This window comes from Ruegeria sp. R8_1, assembly GCF_017743815.1.
Taxonomy (GTDB): domain Bacteria; phylum Pseudomonadota; class Alphaproteobacteria; order Rhodobacterales; family Rhodobacteraceae; genus Ruegeria; species Ruegeria lacuscaerulensis_A.
The window spans coordinates 61,739-83,638 of sequence record NZ_JAGHRL010000007.1; the positions used below are offsets into that span (position 1 = coordinate 61,739).

Annotated in this window: 19 protein-coding genes; 9 read left to right on the forward strand and 10 right to left on the reverse strand. The window is 60.6% G+C overall.

All coding sequences use genetic code 11. The features are described 5' to 3' along the window. Positions 1–39 precede the first annotated feature (39 nt). The 5 genes from xsc (at position 40) to J7380_RS16080 (ending at position 7,498) form a co-directional block, all read left to right on the forward strand. Complete coding sequence (gene xsc, locus J7380_RS16060) at positions 40–1,818, forward strand: sulfoacetaldehyde acetyltransferase (RefSeq protein ID WP_209196752.1); 1,779 nt, start codon at positions 40–42, stop codon at positions 1,816–1,818. A 5-nt stretch (positions 1,819–1,823) separates the two neighbouring features. Next, complete coding sequence (gene pta, locus J7380_RS16065) at positions 1,824–2,837, forward strand: phosphate acetyltransferase (protein WP_209196753.1); 1,014 nt, start codon at positions 1,824–1,826, stop codon at positions 2,835–2,837. A 56-nt stretch (positions 2,838–2,893) separates the two neighbouring features. Continuing rightward, complete coding sequence (locus J7380_RS16070; protein WP_209196754.1) at positions 2,894–5,743, forward strand: molybdopterin oxidoreductase family protein; 2,850 nt, start codon at positions 2,894–2,896, stop codon at positions 5,741–5,743. Between the two features lie 133 nt (positions 5,744–5,876). Beyond that, positions 5,877–6,626 (forward strand): 4Fe-4S dicluster domain-containing protein, encoded by a 750-nt coding sequence (locus tag J7380_RS16075; protein WP_209196755.1) that lies wholly within the window; start codon positions 5,877–5,879, stop codon positions 6,624–6,626. Continuing rightward, entirely contained in the window at positions 6,626–7,498 is an 873-nt protein-coding gene (locus J7380_RS16080; RefSeq protein WP_209196756.1) for a DmsC/YnfH family molybdoenzyme membrane anchor subunit, read from the forward strand. The genes J7380_RS16075 and J7380_RS16080 overlap by 1 nt, the downstream gene beginning before the upstream one ends. 96 nt (positions 7,499–7,594) lie before the next feature. Here J7380_RS16080 and dapA read toward each other — a convergent pair whose 3' ends face one another. Beyond that, the gene (gene dapA / locus J7380_RS16085) at positions 7,595–8,467 is read right to left on the reverse strand and encodes a 4-hydroxy-tetrahydrodipicolinate synthase (RefSeq protein WP_209196757.1); all 873 of its coding nucleotides are present in this window, start codon (positions 8,465–8,467) and stop codon (positions 7,595–7,597) included. Between the two features lie 133 nt (positions 8,468–8,600). Between dapA and J7380_RS16090 the strand changes: the two genes are divergently transcribed. Next, the gene (locus J7380_RS16090; protein WP_209196758.1) at positions 8,601–10,565 is read left to right on the forward strand and encodes a lytic transglycosylase domain-containing protein; all 1,965 of its coding nucleotides are present in this window, start codon (positions 8,601–8,603) and stop codon (positions 10,563–10,565) included. Here the strand turns inward: J7380_RS16090 and J7380_RS16095 are convergent. Continuing rightward, positions 10,539–11,408, reverse strand: coding sequence for a DMT family transporter (locus J7380_RS16095; protein WP_209196759.1), 870 nt, complete (start codon positions 11,406–11,408; stop codon positions 10,539–10,541). The two genes, J7380_RS16090 and J7380_RS16095, sit on opposite strands and share 27 nt — an antisense overlap. After that, complete coding sequence (gene mnmD, locus J7380_RS16100) at positions 11,405–12,070, reverse strand: tRNA (5-methylaminomethyl-2-thiouridine)(34)-methyltransferase MnmD (RefSeq protein WP_209196760.1); 666 nt, start codon at positions 12,068–12,070, stop codon at positions 11,405–11,407. Before mnmD ends, J7380_RS16095 begins: the two co-directional genes overlap by 4 nt. Before the next feature lie 55 nt (positions 12,071–12,125). On the opposite strand from mnmD, the gene J7380_RS16105 reads away from it, so the two are divergent. Beyond that, positions 12,126–13,160, forward strand: a complete 1,035-nt coding sequence (locus tag J7380_RS16105) for an FAD-binding oxidoreductase (RefSeq protein ID WP_209196761.1) — start codon at positions 12,126–12,128, stop codon at positions 13,158–13,160. Here J7380_RS16105 and J7380_RS16110 read toward each other — a convergent pair. From J7380_RS16110 to J7380_RS16130, 5 genes are all read right to left on the reverse strand, one after another. Continuing rightward, entirely contained in the window at positions 13,152–13,949 is a 798-nt protein-coding gene (locus J7380_RS16110; RefSeq protein ID WP_209196762.1) for an acyl dehydratase, read from the reverse strand. The two genes, J7380_RS16105 and J7380_RS16110, sit on opposite strands and share 9 nt — an antisense overlap. Before the next feature lie 48 nt (positions 13,950–13,997). Continuing rightward, complete coding sequence (locus J7380_RS16115; protein ID WP_209196763.1) at positions 13,998–14,540, reverse strand: NAD(P)H-dependent oxidoreductase; 543 nt, start codon at positions 14,538–14,540, stop codon at positions 13,998–14,000. A gap of 123 nt (positions 14,541–14,663) precedes the next feature. Continuing rightward, positions 14,664–15,326: an OmpA family protein gene (locus J7380_RS16120; RefSeq protein ID WP_170355355.1), complete on the reverse strand. Its 663-nt coding sequence runs from the start codon at positions 15,324–15,326 to the stop codon at positions 14,664–14,666. 117 nt (positions 15,327–15,443) lie between these two features. Beyond that, complete coding sequence (locus J7380_RS16125) at positions 15,444–16,136, reverse strand: YafY family protein (protein ID WP_209196764.1); 693 nt, start codon at positions 16,134–16,136, stop codon at positions 15,444–15,446. Positions 16,137–16,421: 285 nt separating this feature from the next. Beyond that, positions 16,422–17,069 carry an RluA family pseudouridine synthase gene (locus tag J7380_RS16130; protein WP_209196765.1) on the reverse strand — a complete coding sequence of 216 codons (648 nt, stop codon included), beginning with the start codon at positions 17,067–17,069 and terminating at the stop codon, positions 16,422–16,424. A 95-nt stretch (positions 17,070–17,164) separates the two neighbouring features. Between J7380_RS16130 and J7380_RS16135 the strand changes: the two genes are divergently transcribed. Together J7380_RS16135 and J7380_RS16140 are read left to right on the forward strand one after the other, a co-directional pair. Beyond that, positions 17,165–17,575, forward strand: a complete 411-nt coding sequence (locus J7380_RS16135) for a nuclear transport factor 2 family protein (protein WP_170754524.1) — start codon at positions 17,165–17,167, stop codon at positions 17,573–17,575. Between the two features lies 1 nt (position 17,576). Then, positions 17,577–18,281, forward strand: coding sequence for an SGNH/GDSL hydrolase family protein (locus J7380_RS16140; protein ID WP_209196766.1), 705 nt, complete (start codon positions 17,577–17,579; stop codon positions 18,279–18,281). On the opposite strand, the gene rarD is transcribed toward J7380_RS16140, so the two are convergent. Both rarD and J7380_RS16150 read right to left on the reverse strand, forming a co-directional pair. Then, complete coding sequence (gene rarD, locus J7380_RS16145; protein WP_209196767.1) at positions 18,272–19,177, reverse strand: EamA family transporter RarD; 906 nt, start codon at positions 19,175–19,177, stop codon at positions 18,272–18,274. The genes J7380_RS16140 and rarD overlap by 10 nt on opposite strands. A 254-nt stretch (positions 19,178–19,431) precedes the next feature. After that, positions 19,432–21,885, reverse strand: coding sequence for an FAD-dependent oxidoreductase (locus tag J7380_RS16150; protein WP_209196768.1), 2,454 nt, complete (start codon positions 21,883–21,885; stop codon positions 19,432–19,434). Positions 21,886–21,900 lie beyond the last annotated feature (15 nt).

Below are 21,900 nucleotides of genomic sequence, written 5' to 3' on the forward strand. Positions count from 1 at the left end.
AAGACCCGGCCATTCCACATATGCGCGGAGATCATTCAGATGAAAATGACCACGGAAGAGGCTTTTGTTAAGGTTCTGCAAATGCACGGAATCGAACATGCGTTCGGGATCATCGGCTCGGCCATGATGCCGATCTCGGACCTGTTTCCCAAGGCAGGGATCATGTTCTGGGATTGTGCCCACGAAGGTAGCGCCGGCATGATGGCCGACGGCTACACCCGCGCCACCGGCAAAATGTCGATGATGATTGCCCAGAACGGCCCCGGCATCACCAACTTTGTCACCGCCGTCAAAACCGCCTATTGGAACCACACCCCGCTGCTGCTGGTCACGCCGCAGGCCGCGAACAAGACCATCGGTCAGGGTGGTTTCCAGGAAGTCGAGCAGATGAAACTGTTCGAAGACATGGTCGCCTATCAGGAAGAGGTTCGCGATCCGACCCGCGTGTGCGAGGTTCTGAACCGCGTGATCATGCAGGCCAAACGCGCCAGTGCCCCCGCGCAGCTGAACATCCCGCGCGACATGTGGACTCAGGTCATCGACGTCGACCTGCCGGCGATTGTAGAATTCGAGCGTCCCTCGGGCGGCGAAAGCGCCGTAGCGCAGGCGGCCGAGCTGCTGTCGAACGCCAAAAACCCGGTGATCCTCAATGGCGCGGGTGTGGTTCTGTCAGAAGGCGGGATTGAGGCGTCCAAGGCGCTGGCCGAGCGTCTGGATGCGCCGGTCTGCGTTGGATACCAACACAATGACGCCTTCCCCGGCTCGCACCCTCTGTTTGCTGGCCCGCTGGGCTATAACGGCTCGAAAGCGGGGATGGAGCTGATCAGCGAGGCCGATGTGGTTCTGTGCCTCGGCACCCGTCTGAACCCGTTCTCGACACTGCCGGGCTATGGCATGGAATACTGGCCGGCGGATGCCAAGATCATTCAGGTCGACATCAACCCGGATCGGATCGGCCTGACCAAAAAGGTCTCGGTCGGCATCATCGGCGACGCGGCCAAAGTGGCCAAAGGTATTCTGGCAGGACTGAGCGAGACAGCAGGCGACGCGGGGCGCGATGAGCGCAAGGCGAAAATCGCTCAGAAGAAATCCGCTTGGGCGCAACAGCTGTCCAGCATGGACCACGAGGATGACGATCCGGGCACCACATGGAACCAGCGCGCTCGCGCGGCCAAGCCCGACTGGATGAGCCCCCGCATGGCGTGGCGCGCGATCCAGTCCGCCCTGCCGAAAGAGGCGATCATCTCGTCCGATATCGGCAATAACTGCGCCATCGGCAACGCCTATCCGTCCTTCGAGGATGGCCGTAAATATCTGGCCCCCGGCCTGTTTGGCCCCTGCGGCTATGGCCTGCCGTCGATCATGGGTGCCAAGATCGGCTGCCCAGATGTGCCGGTTGTGGGTTTTGCCGGTGACGGTGCCTTTGGCATCGCGGTCAACGAACTGACCGCCATTGGGCGCGAAGAATGGCCCGCGATTACGCAGATCGTCTTCCGCAACTATCAGTGGGGGGCCGAAAAACGGAACTCGACCCTGTGGTTCGACGATAACTTTGTGGGCACCGAGCTGGACACCAAGGTCTCTTACGCCGGTATCGCGCAGGCGTGCGGGCTGAAAGGCGTGGTGGCGCGTACCATGGATGAGCTGACAGCCGCCCTGAACCAAGCCATCGAGGACCAGAAGAACGGCATCACCACCCTGATCGAAGCCATGATCAACCAAGAACTGGGTGAGCCCTTCCGCCGCGACGCGATGAAGAAACCGGTGGCCGTTGCAGGCGTCACCGCCGATGACATGACCCCGCAGGCCGGGGCGTAACCGGGGTGAAGCCTCTGCGCGCCATTCTCGGGACGGCAAGCGCGTCGGACAAGATCATCGCCCTGTCCGAGGGCGATGATCCCCGCGTTGTCGAAGGCGCGGTGAAAGCCGTGAAAGAGAATGTTGCGCGGATCATCCTGATCGGAGACAGGGCCGAAGTTTCGGCCCTTCTTGGCGCACATGAAGGATATGACCCGGACCGGATCGACATCCATGACCCGGCCACCTCTGACCTGACAGCCGGCCTTGCGCAGGCGTTGTATGAACGGCGCAAACACAAAGGCATGACGCCGGATGACGCCCGCCAGCAGATCACCAACCGCCTGACTTATGCCGCCATGCTGGTGCAGCAGGGCATCGCCGATGGCACGGTCGGCGGCGCGGTCGAAACCACCTCGGACACCGTGCGCGCCGCGTTGCAGATCATCGGCACCGCGCCCGAGGCGGCGATGGTGTCCAGTTTCTTCCTGATGCTGTTCTGCCAGGACCATCACGAGGTCAAAGGCGCCCGGATCTTTGCCGATTGCGGTCTGGTCGTGGACCCCGACGCGCAGGAAATGGCGGAAATCGCCCGTGCCTCGGCTGAGTCCTATACCACCCTGACCGGCGATACGGCGCGCGTAGCGATGCTGTCCTTCTCCACCTCGGGCAGCGCAGAGCACCCCAAAGTGTCCAAAGTGGTCGAAGCCACACAGATCGCACGCGCCAAGGACCCAACCCTGCTGATCGACGGAGAGCTGCAATTCGACGCCGCCTTCGTTCCCGAAGTCGCCGCAACCAAGGCCACAGAGTCGCCGCTCAAAGGTGAGGCAAATGTCTTTGTCTTCCCCAGCCTGAATGCTGGGAACCTCGGCTATAAAATCGCACAGCGCATCGGCGGGGTCGAGGCAATCGGCCCGGTACTGCAAGGGCTGGCGAAACCCGCAAACGACCTGTCGCGCGGCTGTTCGTCCGAAGACATCCTGCACATGATCGCCGTCACCGCCGTTCAGGCGCAACACAATGATGCCGGGACATAAGCCGCCCTCGGGCAGAAAAACGAAAATTTTATTCCGATTTTCCGCTTTTTATGGGAATGATCGGATCGCTAGCCAAAAAACAGGGGGCGCATTTGAACCAGCCAGTGATCGACACCTCGCCCAAGGTTTCCGACGAGGTCCGCAAGACCACCTGCTACATGTGCGCCTGTCGCTGCGGCATCAACGTCCACATGAAGGACGGCAAGGTTGCCTATATCGAGGGCAACCGCGACCACCCTGTGAACAAGGGCGTGCTGTGCGCCAAGGGGTCGGCGGGGATCATGCAGGTCAACGCGCCCTCGCGCCTGCGCAAACCGCTGCGTCGGGTCGGCCCGCGCGGCTCGGGCGAGTTCCGCGAGATCGAGTGGGACGAGGCGATCAGCACCGCAGTCGGCTGGCTGAACGAACTGCACGAAACGGCCCCTCAGAAATTAGCTTTTTTCACTGGTCGCGATCAGTCGCAGTCTTTCACCAGCTTCTGGGCGCAGCATTTCGGCACCCCGAACTACGCGGCCCATGGCGGGTTCTGCTCGGTCAATATGGCGGCGGGCGGCATCTACACCATGGGCGGCGCGTTCTGGGAATTCGGCCAGCCCGATTGGGAGCATACCAAGCTGTTCATGCTGTTCGGTGTGGCCGAGGATCACGACAGCAACCCGATCAAGATGGGCATCGGCAAGATCAAGGCGCGCGGCGCACGGGTTATTGGCGTCAACCCAATCCGCTCGGGCTATAACGCGGTGGCCGACGATTGGGTCGGGATCACGCCCGGCACTGATGGTCTGTTCATCCTGTCGCTGATTCATGTGCTGATGAAGGCGGGCAAAATCGACCTCGATTACCTCAGCCGCTATACCAACGCGCCGGTTCTGGTGAACGCCGCCGAGGGACCGGAAAAGGGCCTGTTCCTGCGCGACGCCGACGGCAAGCCGCTGGTGATCGACCGCGTGACCGGCGAACTCACCGCCTTTGACAAACCCGGCGTCCGCCCGGACCTGTCGGCCACCTATGACAAAGACGGCGTCACCCACCGCCCGGTCTTTCACCTGATGGCCGAGAAATACCTGTCCGACGAGCACGCACCTGAAAACGTGGCCGACCGCTGCGGCATCCCTGCCAAACGCATCCGCGTAATCGCGGCCGAAATCGCCCGCGTCGCCTTTGACGAGGCGATCGAGTTGGATCACGAATGGACCGACTTCCGCGGTGAGACACACGCCAAAATGACAGGCCGCCCGGTCAGCTTCCACGCCATGCGCGGAATATCGGCACATGCCAACGGCTTCCAAACCTGCCGCGCGCTGCATGTGCTGCAAATCCTGCTGGGCACGGTCGAGGTTCCCGGCGGTTTCCGCTTCAAACCGCCCTACCCCAAACCGGTCGAGGCGCACCCCACGCCTCACGGCGACCGCCGACCGGGCCGCCCGCTGGAAGGCCCGCACCTCGGCTTCCCGCGCGGCCCCGAAGACCTGTTGTTGGACGAAAACGGCAACGCCCAGCGCATCGACAAGGCCTTCACCTGGGAAAACCCGATGTCCGCCCACGGGCTGATGCATATGGTGATCTCGAACGCCGCCGCCGGTGATCCTTACAAGATCGACACGCTGTTCATGTATATGGCGAACATGTCGTGGAACTCGTCCATGAACACCAAGGGCGTGATGGAGATGTTGTCGGCCAAGACCGAAGATGGCAAATACGTCATCCCCAAGATCATCTACTCGGATGCCTATTCCTCGGAAATGGTGGCCTATGCCGATCTGATCCTGCCCGACACGACTTATCTGGAACGGCACGACTGCATCTCGCTGCTGGACCGCCCGATCTGCGAGGCCGACGCCGCAGCAGACGCCATCCGCTGGCCGGTGGTCGAGCCCGACCGCGATGTGCGCGGGTTCCAGTCGGTGCTGATCGAACTGGCCAACCGCATGAGCTTGCCCGGCTTCACCAACGAAGACGGCACGCCCAAATGGAAGAACTACGCCGACTATATCGTCAACCACGAACGCAAACCGGGCATCGGACCGCTTGCGGGGTTCCGGGGCGAGGATGGCAACAAAGAAGGGCGCGGCGCGGTCAATCCAGACCAGCTGAACCGCTATATCGAGAACGGCGGCTTCTACGTCGCCCATATCCCCGAAGGTGCGGATTACTACAAACCGTGGAACACGGCCTATCAGGACTGGGCGGTCAGCATGGGCCTCTATGACAGCCCTCAACCCTATCTGTTTCAGCTCTATTCTGAACCGATGCGCAAATTCCAACTGGCGGCCGAAGGCCACGGCGGCCGCCAGCCCCCCGAGCACCTGCGCCAGCGCCTCAAAGACACGATGGACCCGCTGCCCATCTGGTATGAGACGGACCAACAAGGCAACGAAGGATTCACCGTCAACGCCCTGACCCAGCGCCCGATGGCGATGTACCATTCATGGGGCACCCAGAACGCGTGGCTCAGGCAACTCCACGGACGCAACCCGCTCTATGTGCCGACCAAACTGATGCGTGAACACGGTCTGCAGGACGGCGATTGGGCCAAAGTCACCTCGCCCCATGGCGAGATCACCGTCCCGGTGATGGAGATGGCCGCGCTGAACGACAACACCGTCTGGACGTGGAATGCCATCGGCAAACGCAAAGGCGCATGGGCCTTGCAGGAAGACGCCCCCGAAGCCACCAAAGGCTTCCTGCTGAACCACCTGATCCATGAACTCCTCCCCCCAAAAGGCGACGGAATGCGCTGGGCCAATTCGGACCCGATCACCGGACAGGCCGCGTGGTTCGACCTCAAGGTAAACATCGAAAAGGCCGATCCACCATCCGACGCCGAAAGCCAGCCGGAATTCGCCCCGATTCAGTCCCCAGTCGGCACCGGCCCCAAGGACTTGGCATGGAAGGTTGGCAAATGAGCAGGATCCAATCTTCATCTGGCCAAAAATATCCCGGGGAGCCGCCTTTGGTTGCGCCATTGGTTCGAGCAACCAATGGCGGCGGGCTGGCCCCTCGCACCGACCCTCACCACCTACGCGGAGGTCAAAGCACATGACCCAGCTCCCCCCATCGACCGACCGCAAAATGGGCCTCGTCATCGACCTTGACACCTGCGTCGGTTGCCACGCCTGTGTGATCTCTTGCAAAGGCTGGAACACGGAAAACTATGGCGCGCCGCTATCGGATCAGGATGCCTATGGGGCCGACCCCTCGGGTACGTTCCTCAACCGGGTGCATTCCTATGAGGTACAACCCGCCGACGGTCATGCTCAACTCATCCACTTCCCCAAGTCCTGCCTGCATTGCGAGGACGCCCCCTGCGTCACCGTCTGCCCCACCGGGGCCAGCTATAAACGGGTCGAGGACGGGATCGTTCTGGTCAATGAAAGCGACTGCATCGGTTGCGGGTTGTGCGCATGGTCCTGCCCCTATGGCGCGCGTGAACTGGATCAGGCGGAAGGCGTGATGAAGAAATGCACCCTCTGCGTCGACCGCATCTATAACGACAATCTGCCGGAGGAGGATCGCGTGCCGTCCTGCGTGCGCACCTGCCCTGCGGGTGCTCGCCATTTCGGAGACCTCGGGGACCCCGACAGCGATGTCAGCAAGCTGGTCGCCGAACGCGAGGGCATGGACCTAATGCCTGAGATGGGCACCAAACCCGTCAACAAATACCTGCCGCCGCGGCCCAAGGATCAGATCGAGGACCAGATCGACATCCTCGCCCCCCTTCTGGCCCCTGTAGCCGAAGAGCCGAAAGGGTTCCTTGGATGGCTCGATAAAGCACTGGAGAAGCTCTGATGCACCCGGCCCCTTCTGTCATCATCTTTACCACCCTGTCAGGCCTGGGTTTCGGCCTTCTGTTCTTTTTGGGTCTGGGAATACCTGACGTCTCGGGCTGGGTGGCGTTTGTTTTCTTTTTGATCGCCTATGCGTTGTCAGTTGGCGGTTTGATGGCCTCGACTTTCCACCTTGGGCGCCCCGAACGCGCGTGGAAGGCGTTTACACAATGGCGGTCAAGCTGGCTCAGCCGTGAAGGCTGGTGTGCCGTGATCGCTTTGATCGTGATGGGGCTTTATGCGCTTGGGGTCGTTTTCGCAGGTCAACGCTGGAGTGTCTTGGGCCTGTTGGGCGCGGCTTTCTCATTGGCCACGGTTTTCACGACCTCGATGATTTATACCCAACTCAAGACAATCCCGCGCTGGAACATGGTGCTGACACCGGCGATGTTTCTTAGTTTCAGCATGGCGGGTGGCGCGTTGCTGGCCGGACAAACCACAGTTTCCATCATACTTCTTGTGGTCGCCGCTACAATTCAAGCGCTGTATTGGTGGCGTGGGGATACTGCCTTGGCCCGCTCCGGCACCGATATCGGAACGGCCACGGGTTTAGGATCACGTGGTGACGTCAGAGCGTTTGAACCGCCGCACACCGGTACGAACTATCTGCTGCGCGAGTTCGTGCATGTGGTTGGCCGCAAACATGCTGAGAAACTTCGCATCATTTCTTTTGTGCTGGCATTCATGGCACCGGTGTTGTTCCTGCTGCTGCCGTTCAGCCATGCCTTTGCCGCCGTCGCGGTCTTGTCCCATATCGCAGGTGTTGCCACATCACGTTGGCTGTTCTTCGCGCAGGCGGAACATGTCGTGGGGCTGTATTACGGCAAACGCTGATGGAGGGGGCCAGCCCCCTCCTTGGCCTTTAAGGCCAATTCCTCCCCCGAGGTATTTGTAGCCAGATGAAGAACGGATCCGGACGGAAGCGCGGTTTTACAACAGGCCTGCGTGTTTCATGGCTGCTTCGATCGCGGCTTTGGTACTGTCTTCCAGTTCGGTCAGCGGCGAGCGCACTTCGGGGCTGCACAGGCCCAGTTTGCTAAGCGCGTATTTGGCGCCCACAAGGCCGGGCTCGATGAAGATGGCTTCGTGCAGGGGCATCAGGCGGTCCTGATACGCAAGCGCCTTGGTATAATCGCCATCCAGCGTGGCCTGCTGAAATTCGGCGCACAGCTTGGGTGCCACGTTTGCAGTGACCGAGATACAGCCAACGCCGCCATGGGCGTTGAAACCCAGCGCAGTGGCGTCCTCGCCCGATAGCTGGCAGAATTCCGGGCCGCAGGAGGCACGTTGCTGGCTGACCCGAGCGATATCGCCTGTGGCATCTTTGACGCCTACGATGCGTGGCAGTTTGGCCAGCTCACCCATGGTTTCGGGTGACATGTCGATGACCGAACGACCCGGAATATTGTAGATGATGATCGGGATATCTGCGCAGTCATGCAACGCGCGGAAATGTGCGATCAGCCCTTTTTGCGTCGGCTTGTTGTAGTAGGGTGTCACAACAAGTGCCGCATCCGCGCCAACTGTCTGTGCGAACTGCACAAAGCGGATTGCTTCGACGGTATTGTTCGATCCAGCCCCCGCAATCACTGGCACGCGACCGGCGGTTGCCTTGACGACCTCGGCCACGACGGTTTCGTGTTCTTCGTGGCTGAGTGTGGGGCTTTCGCCCGTCGTGCCCACAGGGACCAATCCGGTCGAGCCTTCCTGAATGTGCCACTCGACCAAACGTTTGAGCGTATCCAAGTCCAACGCGCCGTTAGTGAACGGAGTGACGAGGGCTGGCATTGAGCCTTTGAACATGACACGCTCCTTGGTGTGCGGTTAGTGTTTTTTGCCTCGCGGGTCATCACAATCTTGGCGATGTGTGTTGATCCCGGCGGTGCAAGCTTTATCCTGAATGGCTCTATCCTTGGTTGGTTGGGAAATGCAAGGCATGACACGCGTTCTGGCGCTTTTTACGGCTGTGATTCTGGTTTCATTCGGGCAGGCAAGGGCCGACGCGGTGGGCGACCTGCGCGCGGGTCTTTACGAGATGCGCAAAGGCGATTGGAACGCCGCCCTGCGCGAATCTGGTGCCCGAGGGTCGGTATCGCGCGACATTATCGTATGGCACTGGTTGCGCGAAGGCTTCGGGACTTCAGGCGATGTGTTGGTTTTTCTGGACCGACGCCCCGATTGGCCAGGCCTCGCATGGCTGCGACGCAAGAGCGAGCCAGCCTTTACCGGAGCTGATCCGGATCGTGTCGTGAAATTCTATACCGACGTTCCACCTCAGACCGCCGAGGGTGCGTTGAATTATGCTGTGGCGCTGAAGGCCAAGGGGCGGTCGGGAGATGCCGAGGCTGATATCGTGGCTGCCTGGCGGACCATGCCGATGGGGTCTGGACTGCAAAAGAACTATCTTGAGAACTTTGGATCGTTACTGAAACCTCATCACGCGGCGCGGCTGGACCGGATGCTGTGGGACGGTCATCTGGTGAGCGCTGGCCAGATGTTGCCTTTGGTCAGTACCGATCAGCGTAAACTGGCCGAGGCGCGAATTGCATTGCAAAAGCGGCAACCGGGTGTCGATGGCAAGGTCGCTGCGGTTCCGAAATCACTGACGGACGCGCCGGGGCTGGCCTTTGACCGCTTTGTCTGGCGCGACAAGAAAGAGCTGGACGACAGTGCAATTGACTTGATGCTGGCGCGTTCCACCGGGCCGGATGCGTTGGGGGAACCCGACAAATGGGCCGAAGGTCGCCGCCGTCTGGCGCGGCTTGAGATGCGCAATGGTAGCGCCTCGAAAGCCTACAAGATTGCAGCGAACCACCATATGACGCCTGAGATGGGCTATGGCTATGCCGATCTGGAATGGCTGTCCGGATTTCTGGCACTGCGGAAACTGAACGACCCTGGCACGGCGGTGCGCCATTTCCAGAACTTCTCGGATGCAGTTGCGTCCCCTATTTCGAAGGGGCGCGGCGGCTATTGGCTGGGGCGGGCCTACGCGGCTCAGGGGGATGCGGACAAGGCATATGAAGCTTATGCGATGGGGGCTGACTACCAGACCTCATTCTATGGCTTGCTGGCGGCGGAACGGATCGGTCGACCCTTTGACAGTGAATTGGCCAGCCCACGCCGAGCCCCGCATTGGAAACAGGCAGGATTTGCCGATTCCAGCGTGCTGGAAGCCGGTCTACTGCTGCTGCGTGCGGGCGAGGACAACCTATCAGAACGCTTCCTGACCCACTTGGTCGAAGATCTGGATGACACGCAGGCCAACCAATTGGGTGATCTGGCGATCGAGCTGAAACAACCACATCTGGCAGTGATGATTGCCAAACGGGCGGCAAAAACCGGTGTCGTGCTGCCCGCTGCGTACTATCCGGTGCATCCGGTTGCCGATCTTGGCCTTCCAATGGCGAAGGAAATGACGCTGGCCATCGCCCGCCGAGAAAGCGAGTTTGATCCAGTCGTCATCAGCGGTGCAGGCGCACGTGGATTGATGCAGGTGATGCCCGCCACCGCCCAGAACGTGGCGCGGAATCTGGGCATCCTCAGCGGGCACAAGACCTCGAGCCTGACGTCGGACTGGCAGTACAATGCCAAGCTGGGGGCGAACTACCTGTCCAGTCTGGCCGAGGATTTCAACGGCAACGTGGTGATGATGGCCGCAGGCTATAACGCTGGACCACGCAGGCCGATCTCGTGGATGGATCGGTATGGCGACCCGCGTGCAGGTGAGATCGACATGGTCGACTGGATTGAGACTATCCCGTTCAGCGAGACCCGGAACTATGTGATGCGCGTCGCCGAAAGCCTGCCGGTTTACCGCGCACGGCTTGGGCGGCCCGCCTTGCCTGTCCCGTTTTCGCAAGAACTCACGGGGTCAACTCTGGCGGCGTTCGCGCCATAGGGTGAACAACCCCGCCGCAATCACCAGCGCGGCCCCGACCACAACTGCGGGCCGCAGCGATTCTCCGAAGACTGAGATGCCAAGGATTGCGCTCCACATCAGGTGGAAATAGGCAAAAGGCTGCACGGCACTGGCCTCGGCCATCTCATAGCACTTGATCAGCAGCCAGTGCCCCAGCACGCCGCTGAGACACAAAAGGCCCATCCACAGCCAGTCGCCACCGACCATCGGCTCCCAAAACCACAGGCCTATGACAGTCATGGCAACGGCCCCGGCAATACCGGTCCAGAAAAAGCTGGTCGCGGTGCTGTCACGTCGTGCTGCGTATCGGGTCAGCAAGCCGTAAACTGCGAACATCAGGGCCGAGATCAGTGGGATCACCGCCCACGGATTGAACACGCCCATGCCCGGCTGCAGGATGATCAGAACCCCGACGCACCCCACTCCAATTGCCGACCAGCGCCGCCATCCGACCTGTTCGCCCAGTACCGGCCCGCTGAGTGCCGCAATCAACAGGGGATAACAGATGAAAACCGCCTGGCTTTCGATCAGCCCAAGGATGGTAAAGGCATATACTGCGACGCAGACCTCTCCGGCTAACAGAACACCGCGCAGAATTTGCAGCACCAACTGACTGGTTCTTGCAGTGGCCGCGATCCCTCCGGGTGTGCGCAGGGCCAGTGCGATGACGAACGCCGCGAAAAACCAATAGCGGATCATAACGACCATGTAGGTGTTATATGTCCCTGCCAAATGGCGCGAGATTCCGTCCTGCAGGGCAAACACCACGGTGGCCGCAATCATCAGCGCGATGCCCGCGCGGGTGTTGTTTTGCTGGCTCATGATTTGACAGCGCGGGTCATATGGCGTTTGCGGCCGAAACCCGGTGCACGTGTGACAGTAAAGCCCGCATCCTCCAGCCCGCGACGCACAAACCCTGCGGCAGTATAGGTGGCAGCAGTGCCGCCTTTGGCCGTGTGATCCGCCACCTGTTGCATCAGGTCAGCACCCCAAAGCTCGGGGTTCTTGGCTGGGGAAAACCCGTCCAGAAACCACGCATCCGCAAGGCCCTGCCACGCAGGCAGAGCTTGCCGGGCATCGCCTTCGATGACCTCAAGGTGCAGAGTGCCCAAATCACAAACGCCTCCCCGCCATGTGGCCAGAAACCGTTCGGCCCACGGGGCTAATTCGGGAAAGGCGGCCAGGGCGCGGGACATGTCATCGCGGACCATGGGGTAGGCTTCGAAACTGGTGAAGGTCAGCGGAGTCGTCTGGCCCGATTTTTCCCAAGCTGACCAGACCGTCAGCATGTTCAGACCGGTGCCGAATCCCAGCTCGGCTATGCGAAATCCCGGTGCAAACCGTGCAGGCAGATCATTGCCCGCCAGAAAAACATGCCGTGTTTCTTCCAACCCGTTCTGGAGCGAGAAATAGGGGTCATCGAAACGGTCCGAGACGGGGATCTGCCCGTCCCGCCATGTCAGTTCGGCACGCTGGTCTGCCATCGGGGAATCCTGTAGCTAAGCGGCGCGACACTGAACAAGGAAATGAGGTTTGGCAATGGTCGATGTGACGGTGCGGGGTGCGGGTATCTTTGGCCTGTCCATCGCGTGGACCTGCGCCCGGCGCGGTGCCAAGGTTCAGGTGGTGGACCCGTTTGGCCCCGGTGCGGGCTCTAGCGGCGGGCTAGTGGGCGCGCTGGCCCCGCATGTGCCCGAGAACTGGAACGCCAAGAAAGCCTTTCAATTCGACAGCCTGATCATGGCCGAACCGTTCTGGAAACAGGTCGAGGCGACAGGAGGCGTGTCGCCCGGCTATGCCCGGTCAGGTCGCCTGCAACCCATTGCCGATCAACGCAGCCTGGACCTTGCCTACGCGCGAGCCGGGACGGCACAAGACTTGTGGCAAGGCCATGCCGAATGGCGCGTGGTCAAAACCTCGGAGATCGGTGCTTGGTGCCCGCCCAGCCCCACCAATTTCGTCATTCACGACACGCTCAGCGCGCGGATGCACCCCAGACGGGCCTGTGCCGCGCTGGTCGCCGCGTTAGAGGTGATGGATGTGCACGTTCAGGCGGAAGCGCCTGACAAAGGTCAGGTTATCCACGCCACCGGGTTGGCCGGGCTGCAAGCACTGAGCGACGCTTTCGGCAAGACCGTCGGCAACGGCGTCAAGGGACAGGCCGCCCTGCTGCGATTTGATGCGGGTAACGTTCCACAACTTTTTGCAGACGCCATTCATTTCGTTCCTCATGCGGACGGAACGCTGGCAATCGGTTCGACTTCGGAACGAGAGTATGACGATCCAACCAATACGGACGCTGCGCTGGACGATGTGTTGGAACGCGCCATGCGGGCGGTGCCGGTGCTGCACGGGGCTGAAGTGATCGAACGATGGGCCGGCATCCGCCCTCGCAGCAAAAGTCGTGCACCGATGTTGGGGGCACATCCTTTGCATCAGGGGCAGTTCATTGCCAATGGAGGGTTCAAGATCGGCTTTGGCATGGCGCCGAAAGTGGCTGAGGTGATGGCCGATCTGGTGTTGGAAGAACGCGATACCATCCCCGATGATTTCCGGCCAGAAGCCTCACTCTGAACGGGGCACGGCCTGCGCGCTCATACATTGGCGTCCGTCCGGGCCACGCACCCACATATCCGCGCCGTTCCGACACAAAACCGCCTGCTCGAAATGCATCAAAGGCGAAGAGGCCCGGAAAGAAAACTGCGCCAACGGGCCGGTCTGATCCTGCGCGAACAACATCAACAGTTGCGCCAGCAGGGGTCCGTGAACAACCAGCCCGTCATAGCCTTCGACTTCGCGGGCATAATCCAGATCATAGTGTATGCGGTGCCCGTTGAACGTCAGCGCCGAATAGCGAAACAGCACTGTCGAATCGAAATCGACCTCCCGCCGATGCGTTTCATCCACACGTGCTCGAGGTGCGACAGGCCGGGCAACATTCGCCGAGGGGTCTTCGCGGTAAACCAAATCCTGCCATTCCGTCAGGCAAAGCGCTCCGTTTTGGTGGAATTCGTGACGCAGAGTGACAAACCCAAGCGGGCCACTGCGTCCAGCCTTCACCTCGGAGCTTTCGCAAACCGTCCGCTTCTCGGCCTGCGCTCCTGCTGTTAGCGGCGTATGAAACTCCAACCGTCCTCCGGCCCACATACGGCGCGGCAGGCCCATGTCGGGGATCAGCCCGCCGACTTTTGGGTGCCCGTCGCGCCCCAGCTGATCTGGGGTCTGTGGAGACCAGAAATACAGGTGATGAAAAAATGGTGGCAACTCGGACCCGGCTGCCACACTTGGCTTTTGACCCAGCATTGCCTGCAATGCGGCGGCACGCGCCGGGTCCAGGGTGTCAGTCAGGATATCCTCGGTCATAAGAAAACCCTAAGCAGCGCGCCTGTGCAGAACAAGCCATCGGGGCTTTCAAAGACCCGCTTCCGCCCGCAATTTCTGCATCAGGGTCCGCAGGGCGCTTTCATAGCGTTCGCTGACCAGCTTGCCGTGTTCGTCGAATTCGTTCGAACTGTCAGCCAAATGGATTTCCGGACCCTGCAGGATGCGCGGCTGGAAAGGAACCATATAGCCGCGCAAAACCATTTGCGCGCGCTCCCCACCGGCCCGTCCGGCAGCCGCAGACATAACAGCGACAGGCTTGTCAGCCCAGGGACGGCCCTTGGTTCGGCTGACCCAATCCAGCGCGTTTTTCAGTACGCCAGACGGTCCCTTGTTGTATTCCGGGGTCGAAATGATCACCGCATCGGCCTGCGCGATCTGATCCGCCAGCACCTGAACGGCGGCGGGAATACCCTCGCCCTCTTCCAGATCGCCGTCGTAGAGCGGCAGATTCAGGTCTGCCTCGATATGGGTGGCGGGTTCGAACAGCCGGGCGGCCTCGCGCAGCAGTTTACGGTTGGTCGCGCTTTCGCGAAGTGAGCCGGAAAGGCTCAGAAGGATCGGTTCGGACATTGGGAAACTCCGTTGCGGTGTTTCCCAATACCTAGCGCGGCTTTGTCGTGGACCAAAGCCCACCTGACGCGCAGTCAGTGTGCGCAAAAGGGCGCCAAAAGGCGCCCTGTCCGGTCAATGTGATCAGTTGGGGATGATCTCGATATCGACCCGACGGTTCTGCGCCTTGCCCGCAGCGGTCAGGTTCGATGCAGCAGGACGACTTTCGCCCAGACCAATGGTCGAGATCCGCGCGCCATTCACGCCATTCGCTTGCAGAATATCCGCGACCGAGCGCGCGCGACGTTCGGACAGGCCCTGATTATACGAGGCTTCGCCATCGCTGTCGGTGTGGCCGATAACCTGCACGTTCGAATTGGGATAGCGTGTCAGGTTCTGACCAACCTTAACCAGATCGGCCCGCAACGCCGGACGCACGGTCGCGCTGTCGGTGTTGAATGTAATGTCGTTGGGCACAGTCACGATCAGGCGGTTGCCTGCGTTCACAATAGTAATGCCGTCATTGGCCAGTTGCTGCCGCAGCTCGGCCGCTTGCTGGTCCAGCTGATTGCCGATGATACCACCGCCCGCTGCGCCGATTGCGGCACCGGCCACGGCACCCAGAAGCGGGTCCGAGTCGTTGGCAATCGCCCCAACACCGGCGCCAACAATACTGCCCAGAATTGCGCCTTGCTTGGCGTTCTGGTTCGGATCGGCCGGAAGGTTCAGGGTACCGGGATCCGTACAAGCCCCCAGAAACATGGCCGAGCACAGCCCGGCGGTTACAAAAAACTTGGAAATCGTCATGAATTCACCTTCTGCTCTGGACCTCTTTTTTAGGTCCATGTTGTTTGAGGCAGTATATCGTGCCTAGTGCAGGCGGGCTCAAGCAACAATGCGGTGATATGGGCAGTTACCCGCCGTCTAATGGGCTTTTGGTCCAGTCTCCCATTGGTTTTGTTCCTGCCAGATGGCGCGCAACGGCTCTCCCTGACCGCAAAAATGGTCATCTATCAGTTCGCAGGCCCAGATTCGGTCCGTGCGGAAGTGGCGAAACCCGCTACGAAGCTCGCACCAGGCGACCAGCATGGTGCATTCTATGTGATAAATCAGAGCGACAGGCCGCACGACACGTTCGGATTGTTCCTCTTGGGCATTGATGTAGGTGATGCGAATCTTGCGCTCGGCGCGGATGGCCTCTCGGTAGTTCACAACGGGGATACAGCCCTTGTCGGGATCGTCGATCGGTGCGCCCCACGGCGCCACCTGCAACCAGTCCGCAGGCGCGCGCAGTGCCTCGTTCTTGCGGCACACCCGGTCAGCAGCCTGTTGCAGCGTACTGTCCCCGGTGCGGGCCAACATTGAGAGACCAACCCACAGCGCCTCAACTTCTTCGGCGTCGAAATTCAGGGGCGGCAGGTCATACCCCCGCCGCATCATGTAGCCGACCCCTGCTTCGCCCTCGATCGGAGTGCGCTGCGCCTGAAGTGCCGCGATGTCGCGATACACCGTACGCACCGACACTTCGAGCTTTTCGGCCAGCGCCTCGGCTGTGACCGGCGCGTCGGTGGCGCGCAGGATCTGGATGATTTCAAACAAACGGGTCGAGCGACGCATGGCGGTCTCCGGAGTTTTTCTGCTGACACCTTAGCACACCCCCCTGACAAGGTGGTGTCAGTAGTGACGCGCCAGATTGGATCACCCACACAGGAGATCCGCCATGCCAAGCCGCGACAATCACGTCATGATGACACTGCAACTTGGGCGCTGGTCGCAGGACCACAACCTGCGAGCGTTTGAAATCGAACGCGAACTCATGTCCACTCGACAACCCTGCGCCCCCCGGCGACGGATTAGGCGTTTTTCGCTTGGAAATTTGAAACTGCTATGGACCGGGACGGCTTAAAAATCCGCCCCGGCGCGGAACTTCATCGACGCGCCGCCATCGGGGCTTTTCAACCTTAGTTCTTCGGAATGCAGCATCAGTCGCGGATAGTCCCGCGCTGGCCCTTCCGCGTAAAAGGGATCGCCCAGAATTGCATGACCCAGCGATTGCATGTGGACGCGCAACTGATGCGAGCGGCCGGTTTTCGGAAACAGACGGATACGCGTCGTCTCGCCCTCATGTTTCACCACACGCCAGTCGGTCACGGCGGGTTTTCCGGTCTCGTGGCACACCATCTGACGGGGGCGGTTGGGCCAGTCGACAATCAATGGCAGATTGACAGTGCCGGTCTTGTCCTCAACCTTCCCCCAAACGCGGGCGATATAGGTCTTGCGGGTCTGGCGCTTTTCGAACTGCATACTCAGATGACGCTGCGCATGCGGCGTCTGCGCAAACACCATCACGCCCGATGTATCCCTATCCAGCCGATGCACCAGCAGCGCCTGAGGGAACACCGCTTGCACACGGGTCAGCAAGCAGTCGGCCAGATGCTCCCCGCGTCCAGGCACGGACAACAGACCCGAGGGTTTATTGACCACAATCAATTGCGCATCTTCGTGCAGCACATCCAGTGGGGTCTGAGGGGGATTATAGGCGTCGTTCATGCGCGCCTGCCTATCTTACCGCGCCCCCTCCCGCAACGTCGTCCTTGCCTGCTCGGAGTGGTTCGGCAAATCTGTTCCAAAGCGGAGGAGAACAAATGCACCCCACAATCGAGCGTATGCAAGAGGTCGTCGCCAAGGGCGATGAAACCCTGATCCTTGAGTTGCTGGCCGAAGACGTGCGTTTTTTGCCCCCCACCTATTTCAGCACATGGACCGGGCGCGAACCCGTGGCGGCCGTGCTGGGACATGTGGGGCAGGTGTTTTCTGATTTCCATTATCGCCGGATCATGGGGGACGGCAAGGATTGGGCGCTGGAGTTTCAGTGCAAGATCGGTGATCTGGATGCGGTTGGCGTTGACCTGATCACGCTAAACGATGACGGGCTGATCCAGGATTTCGAGGTCGTCATGCGCCCCTACAAAAGCGTTGGTGCCCTGCGCGAAGCGATGATGTCGCGCGTTATGACCGACGCGCGGTTCCTCAAGTTCAAAGACGCTCTAAGCTGATATGCCTCTCGCCGCTGATCAACTTTTACGCGTTCCCCTGTTGCCCGTGCTGGCAGCACAGGGGTTTTCCGTACGCCGGAACGCGCGGTTCCTGCCCGAACCCTCAGGTCCACGTGAAGGGCGAGAAGGGCGCGGTCCCCGGTTGCGTCTTCTGATTGCCGGGGACAGTTCAGCCGCTGGTGTCGGCGCAGGCACTCAATCACAAGCGTTATCGGGGTGTCTGGTCCGAGAGCTGTCTCGCCACTACGCTGTAGAGTGGCGGTTAGAGGCGACAACCGGGCACACGACGCTGGACACGATCGAACGCCTGCAGGCTTTGAACGGGCAATTCGACATGGCGGTGACCGCTTTGGGCGTCAACGACGTCACGCGGGCTGTTTCCCAAAGGGTTTTCATGGAACGGCAGTCGCGGCTGCTTGCGTTGCTGACGGGTCAGCTGGGTGCCCGGCGCGTCGTTGTAACCGCCGTACCACACATGAACCGCTTCCCCGCGTTGCCCCAACCACTGGCCTGGGTCCTGGGCCAACAAGCCGCCCGGTTGGATCTTGGGTTGCGAGAAGTCGTGGAAAGTTGCCCTCAGGCACGACATCTGTCTCTCGATCTGCCGGACGACCCGGCACTTGCGGCACCTGACGGGTATCATCCAAGCCCGAAAACCTATGCCTTATGGGCGGCAGAGGCCGCGCGTCTATTGCGTCAGGCCTGAGCCCGCATCTGCCGGATCATCGGGATCGAATACACCACCAGCGCCGTCCAGATCAGTGGGAAAGCGATCATGCGGCCCCGGTCAATCTGCTCGCCGAACACAGCTATGGCGGTGATGAAGATCATGGTTGGCGCGATGTATTGCAGGATGCCCATTGTTGACAACCGCACCAGTTTGGCCCCGTTTGCATAGACCAACAAGGGCACAGCCGTCACGATCCCAGCACAGGCCAGCAGCAGGGTGTCCGTAAGCCCCATGCCAAAATGCCCTGTGCCCTTCACGCCAAGCAAGGTGACATACATCAGGGCTGGAATCAGCAGGATCAGCACCTCAAGCAAGAAACCCTGATTGGGCCCGATGGGCAAAGACCGTTTGAAAAACGCATAAAACCCCCAGCTTACCATCAGACCCAACGCAGGCCACGGCAAGCTGCCTGCTTCTACGACCAGCACCAGCACCCCCAGCGCCGCAATCGCCACCGCCGCCAATTGTGTCTTGGTCAAAGGCTCTCGCAACAACACCGCGCCCAAGGCGATGCTGAACAGCGGGTTGATGTAGTACCCCAGCGCCGCATCCAATGCCCGGTCATTGGCAATAGCCCACACATAAATAGCCCAATTCACCGAGATCAGCGCAGCCGTCAAACATGCCATGCCCAGCATCTTCGGGTTCACCAGCGCCGCCTTCAAATCCCGTGTCCGCCCCAAAGCGACCAGCAGCAACCCCGCCACCGGCACTGACCAGATAATGCGGTGCGAGACAATCTCGATCGGCCCGACATGCGCCATGGCTTTCATATAGAGCGGCAAGAATCCCCACAAAACATAGGCTGTGACAGCCAGTACCAACCCCTTGGGCGTGTCTGCGGCATTCGGTGGGATGGATGTGTTTGCCACGGTGGGTCTCCGACTGATATCGGACTCTCTACGGCAAACCTCTGCCCTATGAAAACCACGAAAACTGTGAAGCCGGCCATCAGGAATTCTGATACGTCACATGTTTGGAACCAATCCAACATGCGAGGCTCTGCCTCGCGCTCCGAGATATTTTTAGCCAGATGAAGCACGGATCCGGCACTTCATCTGGCCTCAAATACCTCGGGGGAGTCGCGGCTTGCCGCGGCGGGGGCAGCGCCCCCTTTTCCCACGCCTCAGACTTTTACCCGCTCCGATTTGGGGTCGTACATCGGTTTCAGCGAGGCTTCTGCTTTGACCTTCACGCCGCAGACGTCGATCTCATAGCTGGAGGCCAGCACATCTGTAGCCTTTTCACCCGCGCACGGCACATACCCCAGGCCGATGGCCGCGCCCAGCGTGTGGCCATAATTGCCTGAACTCAGGTAGCCCACATATTCGCCATCGCGCAGGATAGGTTCGTTATGGAACAGCAGCGGTTCAGAGTCGGTTAGTTTGAACTGAACCAACCGGCTTTGTGGACCCGTTTCCCTGCGGTCGATCACGGCTTCGCGCCCGATAAAATCGCAGCCCTTGTCGGTTTTCACGGCAAAGCCCAGCCCGGCATCGACCACATGGTCCTCGCAAGTGATGTCATGGCCGAAATGGCGGAATCCCTTCTCGATCCGGCAGCTATCCATCATATGCATGCCGCAGAGTTTCAGGCCCATATCCTGTCCTGCCTCGTGCAGGGTTTCGAACACGTGGCCCGCCATGTCGGAGGAGACGTAGATCTCCCACCCCAGCTCTCCCACGTATGTCACGCGATGCGCCCGGGCGAGGCCCATGCCGATCTCGATCTCTTGCGCGGTGCCAAACGGGTTGGCCGCGTTCGAGAAATCGGCGGGCGAGACCTTTTGCAGCAGCGCGCGCGCGTTGGGGCCCATAACGGCCAGCACGCCTTCACCTGCGGTGACATCGGTGATGACCACGTTGAACCCACCCGCGTGGCGCTGCATCCATGTCTGGTCGGCCAGACGAGTGGCCGCAGGGGTGACGACCAGATAGGCGGTCTCGGTCAGGCGGGTGACGGTCACGTCCGCTTCGATCCCACCGCTGCGGTTCAGGAACTGAGTGTAGACGATCTTGCCATTGGGCACCGCGTAATCGCCGCCGCCGATATAGTTCATGAACGCCTCCGCATCCGGCCCTTCGACGCGGATTTTGCCGAAGGAGGACATGTCATACATGCCCACATTCTCGCGCACCGCACGGTGTTCGGCAGCGGAGTTTTCGAACCAGTTCTGGCGTTTCCAGCTGTAGTGGTACTCGCGTTCCTGACCTGCGTTGGCGAACCAGTTGGCCCGTTCCCACCCGGCCAGTTCCCCCATGACGGCACCCTGTTCCAGCAGGTGATGGTGGAACGGCGTACGCCGCACGCCGCGCGCGGTGGCCTTTTGGCGATAGGGGTAGTGGTCGGCGTAAAGCAGGCCCAGCGTTTCCTTGGACCGTTCAAACAGATACTTCTTGTTGCCCTGAAACGGTTGCATCCGGCTGATATCCACATCACCCAGATCAAACGGTTTCTCGCCGCTGTCCATCCACTCGGCCAGCGCCATACCCGCGCCTCCGGCAGATTGGATACCGATCGAGTTGAACCCGGCCGCGACCCAGACATTGTCCATCTCGGGCGCAAGGCCCAGATGATAGGCATCGTCGGGTGTGAAGGATTCCGGGCCGTTAAAGAAGGTGTGAATCCCCGCCTCGGCCAGCATTGGCATCCGGTTTACTGCCGCCTCAAGGATCGGCTCGAAATGGTCGAAATCCTCGGGCAGTTGGTCAAATTCGAAACTGTCCGGGATGCCGTTCATTGCCCAAGGCTTTGCATTCGGTTCGAACGCGCCCAGCAGGATTTTACCCGCATCTTCCTTGTAATAAGCGCATTCATCCGGCACGCGCAGAACCGGCAGCTGGGTCAGGCCGTCGATGCCTTCGGTCACGATGTAGAAATGCTCACACGCGTGCAGAGGGACGTTCACGCCTGCCATTCGACCGACCTCATGCCCCCACATACCGGCGCAGTTCACCACCATATCGCATTCGATATGGCCCGAGGCGCTGCCGTCATCGGCGACCCAGTCGACGCCCGTGACCGTGCGCCCCTGTTTGACGATATCGGTGACTTTCACCCGTTCTTTGACGATCCCGCCGCGTTGCCGTGCGCCCTTGGCCAGCGCCAGCGCGATATTGGCCGGGTCGCCTTGCCCGTCCAGCGGCAGATAGACCGCGCCTTTGACGTCTTCGACGTTCAGATGGGGGTACATCTCTTTGACGCGCTCGTTCGAGATTTCTTCGACCTCGACCCCAAAGGCGCGGGCCATGGCGGCCTGACGATAGATCTCTTCCTTCCGCTCCTCGGTCAGCGCCACGGTGATCGAACCGCAGCGTTTGAACCCGGTGGCCACGCCGGTTTCTTCTTCGAGCGCGCCGTACAGTTCTTGACTATATTTCGCCAGCTTGGTCATGTTCGCCGTCGCCCGCAGCTGCGCGATCAGACCCGCCGCGTGCCATGTGGTGCCGCTGGTCAGCTGCTTGCGTTCCAGCAGAACGACATCGCTCCAGCCCTTCTTGGTCAGGTGATACGCGACCGAGCATCCAATGACGCCGCCGCCGATGATGACCACACGGGCCTTGTTGGGAAGATCAACCATCCTGAAATCTCCGCA

Bases quoted from the DNA above. Each gene is read 5' to 3' on its own strand.
- J7380_RS16070 (WP_209196754.1), top strand. From the start codon at position 2,894: ATGATCGGATCGCTAGCCAAAAAACAGGGGGCGCATTTGAACCAGCCA.
- J7380_RS16110 (WP_209196762.1), bottom strand. From the start codon at position 13,949: ATGACCGAGGATATCCTGACTGACACCCTGGACCCGGCGCGTGCCGCC.
- J7380_RS16125 (WP_209196764.1), bottom strand. From the start codon at position 16,136: ATGCGTCGCTCGACCCGTTTGTTTGAAATCATCCAGATCCTGCGCGCC.
- mnmD (WP_209196760.1), bottom strand. From the start codon at position 12,070: ATGGCAGACCAGCGTGCCGAACTGACATGGCGGGACGGGCAGATCCCC.
- J7380_RS16115 (WP_209196763.1), bottom strand. From the start codon at position 14,540: ATGTCCGAACCGATCCTTCTGAGCCTTTCCGGCTCACTTCGCGAAAGC.
- J7380_RS16080 (WP_209196756.1), top strand. From the start codon at position 6,626: ATGCACCCGGCCCCTTCTGTCATCATCTTTACCACCCTGTCAGGCCTG.
- J7380_RS16130 (WP_209196765.1), bottom strand. From the start codon at position 17,069: ATGAACGACGCCTATAATCCCCCTCAGACCCCACTGGATGTGCTGCAC.
- J7380_RS16135 (WP_170754524.1), top strand. From the start codon at position 17,165: ATGCACCCCACAATCGAGCGTATGCAAGAGGTCGTCGCCAAGGGCGAT.
- xsc (WP_209196752.1), top strand. From the start codon at position 40: ATGAAAATGACCACGGAAGAGGCTTTTGTTAAGGTTCTGCAAATGCAC.
- J7380_RS16150 (WP_209196768.1), bottom strand. From the start codon at position 21,885: ATGGTTGATCTTCCCAACAAGGCCCGTGTGGTCATCATCGGCGGCGGC.
- J7380_RS16090 (WP_209196758.1), top strand. From the start codon at position 8,601: ATGACACGCGTTCTGGCGCTTTTTACGGCTGTGATTCTGGTTTCATTC.
- J7380_RS16095 (WP_209196759.1), bottom strand. From the start codon at position 11,408: ATGAGCCAGCAAAACAACACCCGCGCGGGCATCGCGCTGATGATTGCG.
- J7380_RS16075 (WP_209196755.1), top strand. From the start codon at position 5,877: ATGACCCAGCTCCCCCCATCGACCGACCGCAAAATGGGCCTCGTCATC.
- J7380_RS16120 (WP_170355355.1), bottom strand. From the start codon at position 15,326: ATGACGATTTCCAAGTTTTTTGTAACCGCCGGGCTGTGCTCGGCCATG.
- J7380_RS16105 (WP_209196761.1), top strand. From the start codon at position 12,126: ATGGTCGATGTGACGGTGCGGGGTGCGGGTATCTTTGGCCTGTCCATC.
- dapA (WP_209196757.1), bottom strand. From the start codon at position 8,467: ATGTTCAAAGGCTCAATGCCAGCCCTCGTCACTCCGTTCACTAACGGC.
- J7380_RS16140 (WP_209196766.1), top strand. From the start codon at position 17,577: ATGCCTCTCGCCGCTGATCAACTTTTACGCGTTCCCCTGTTGCCCGTG.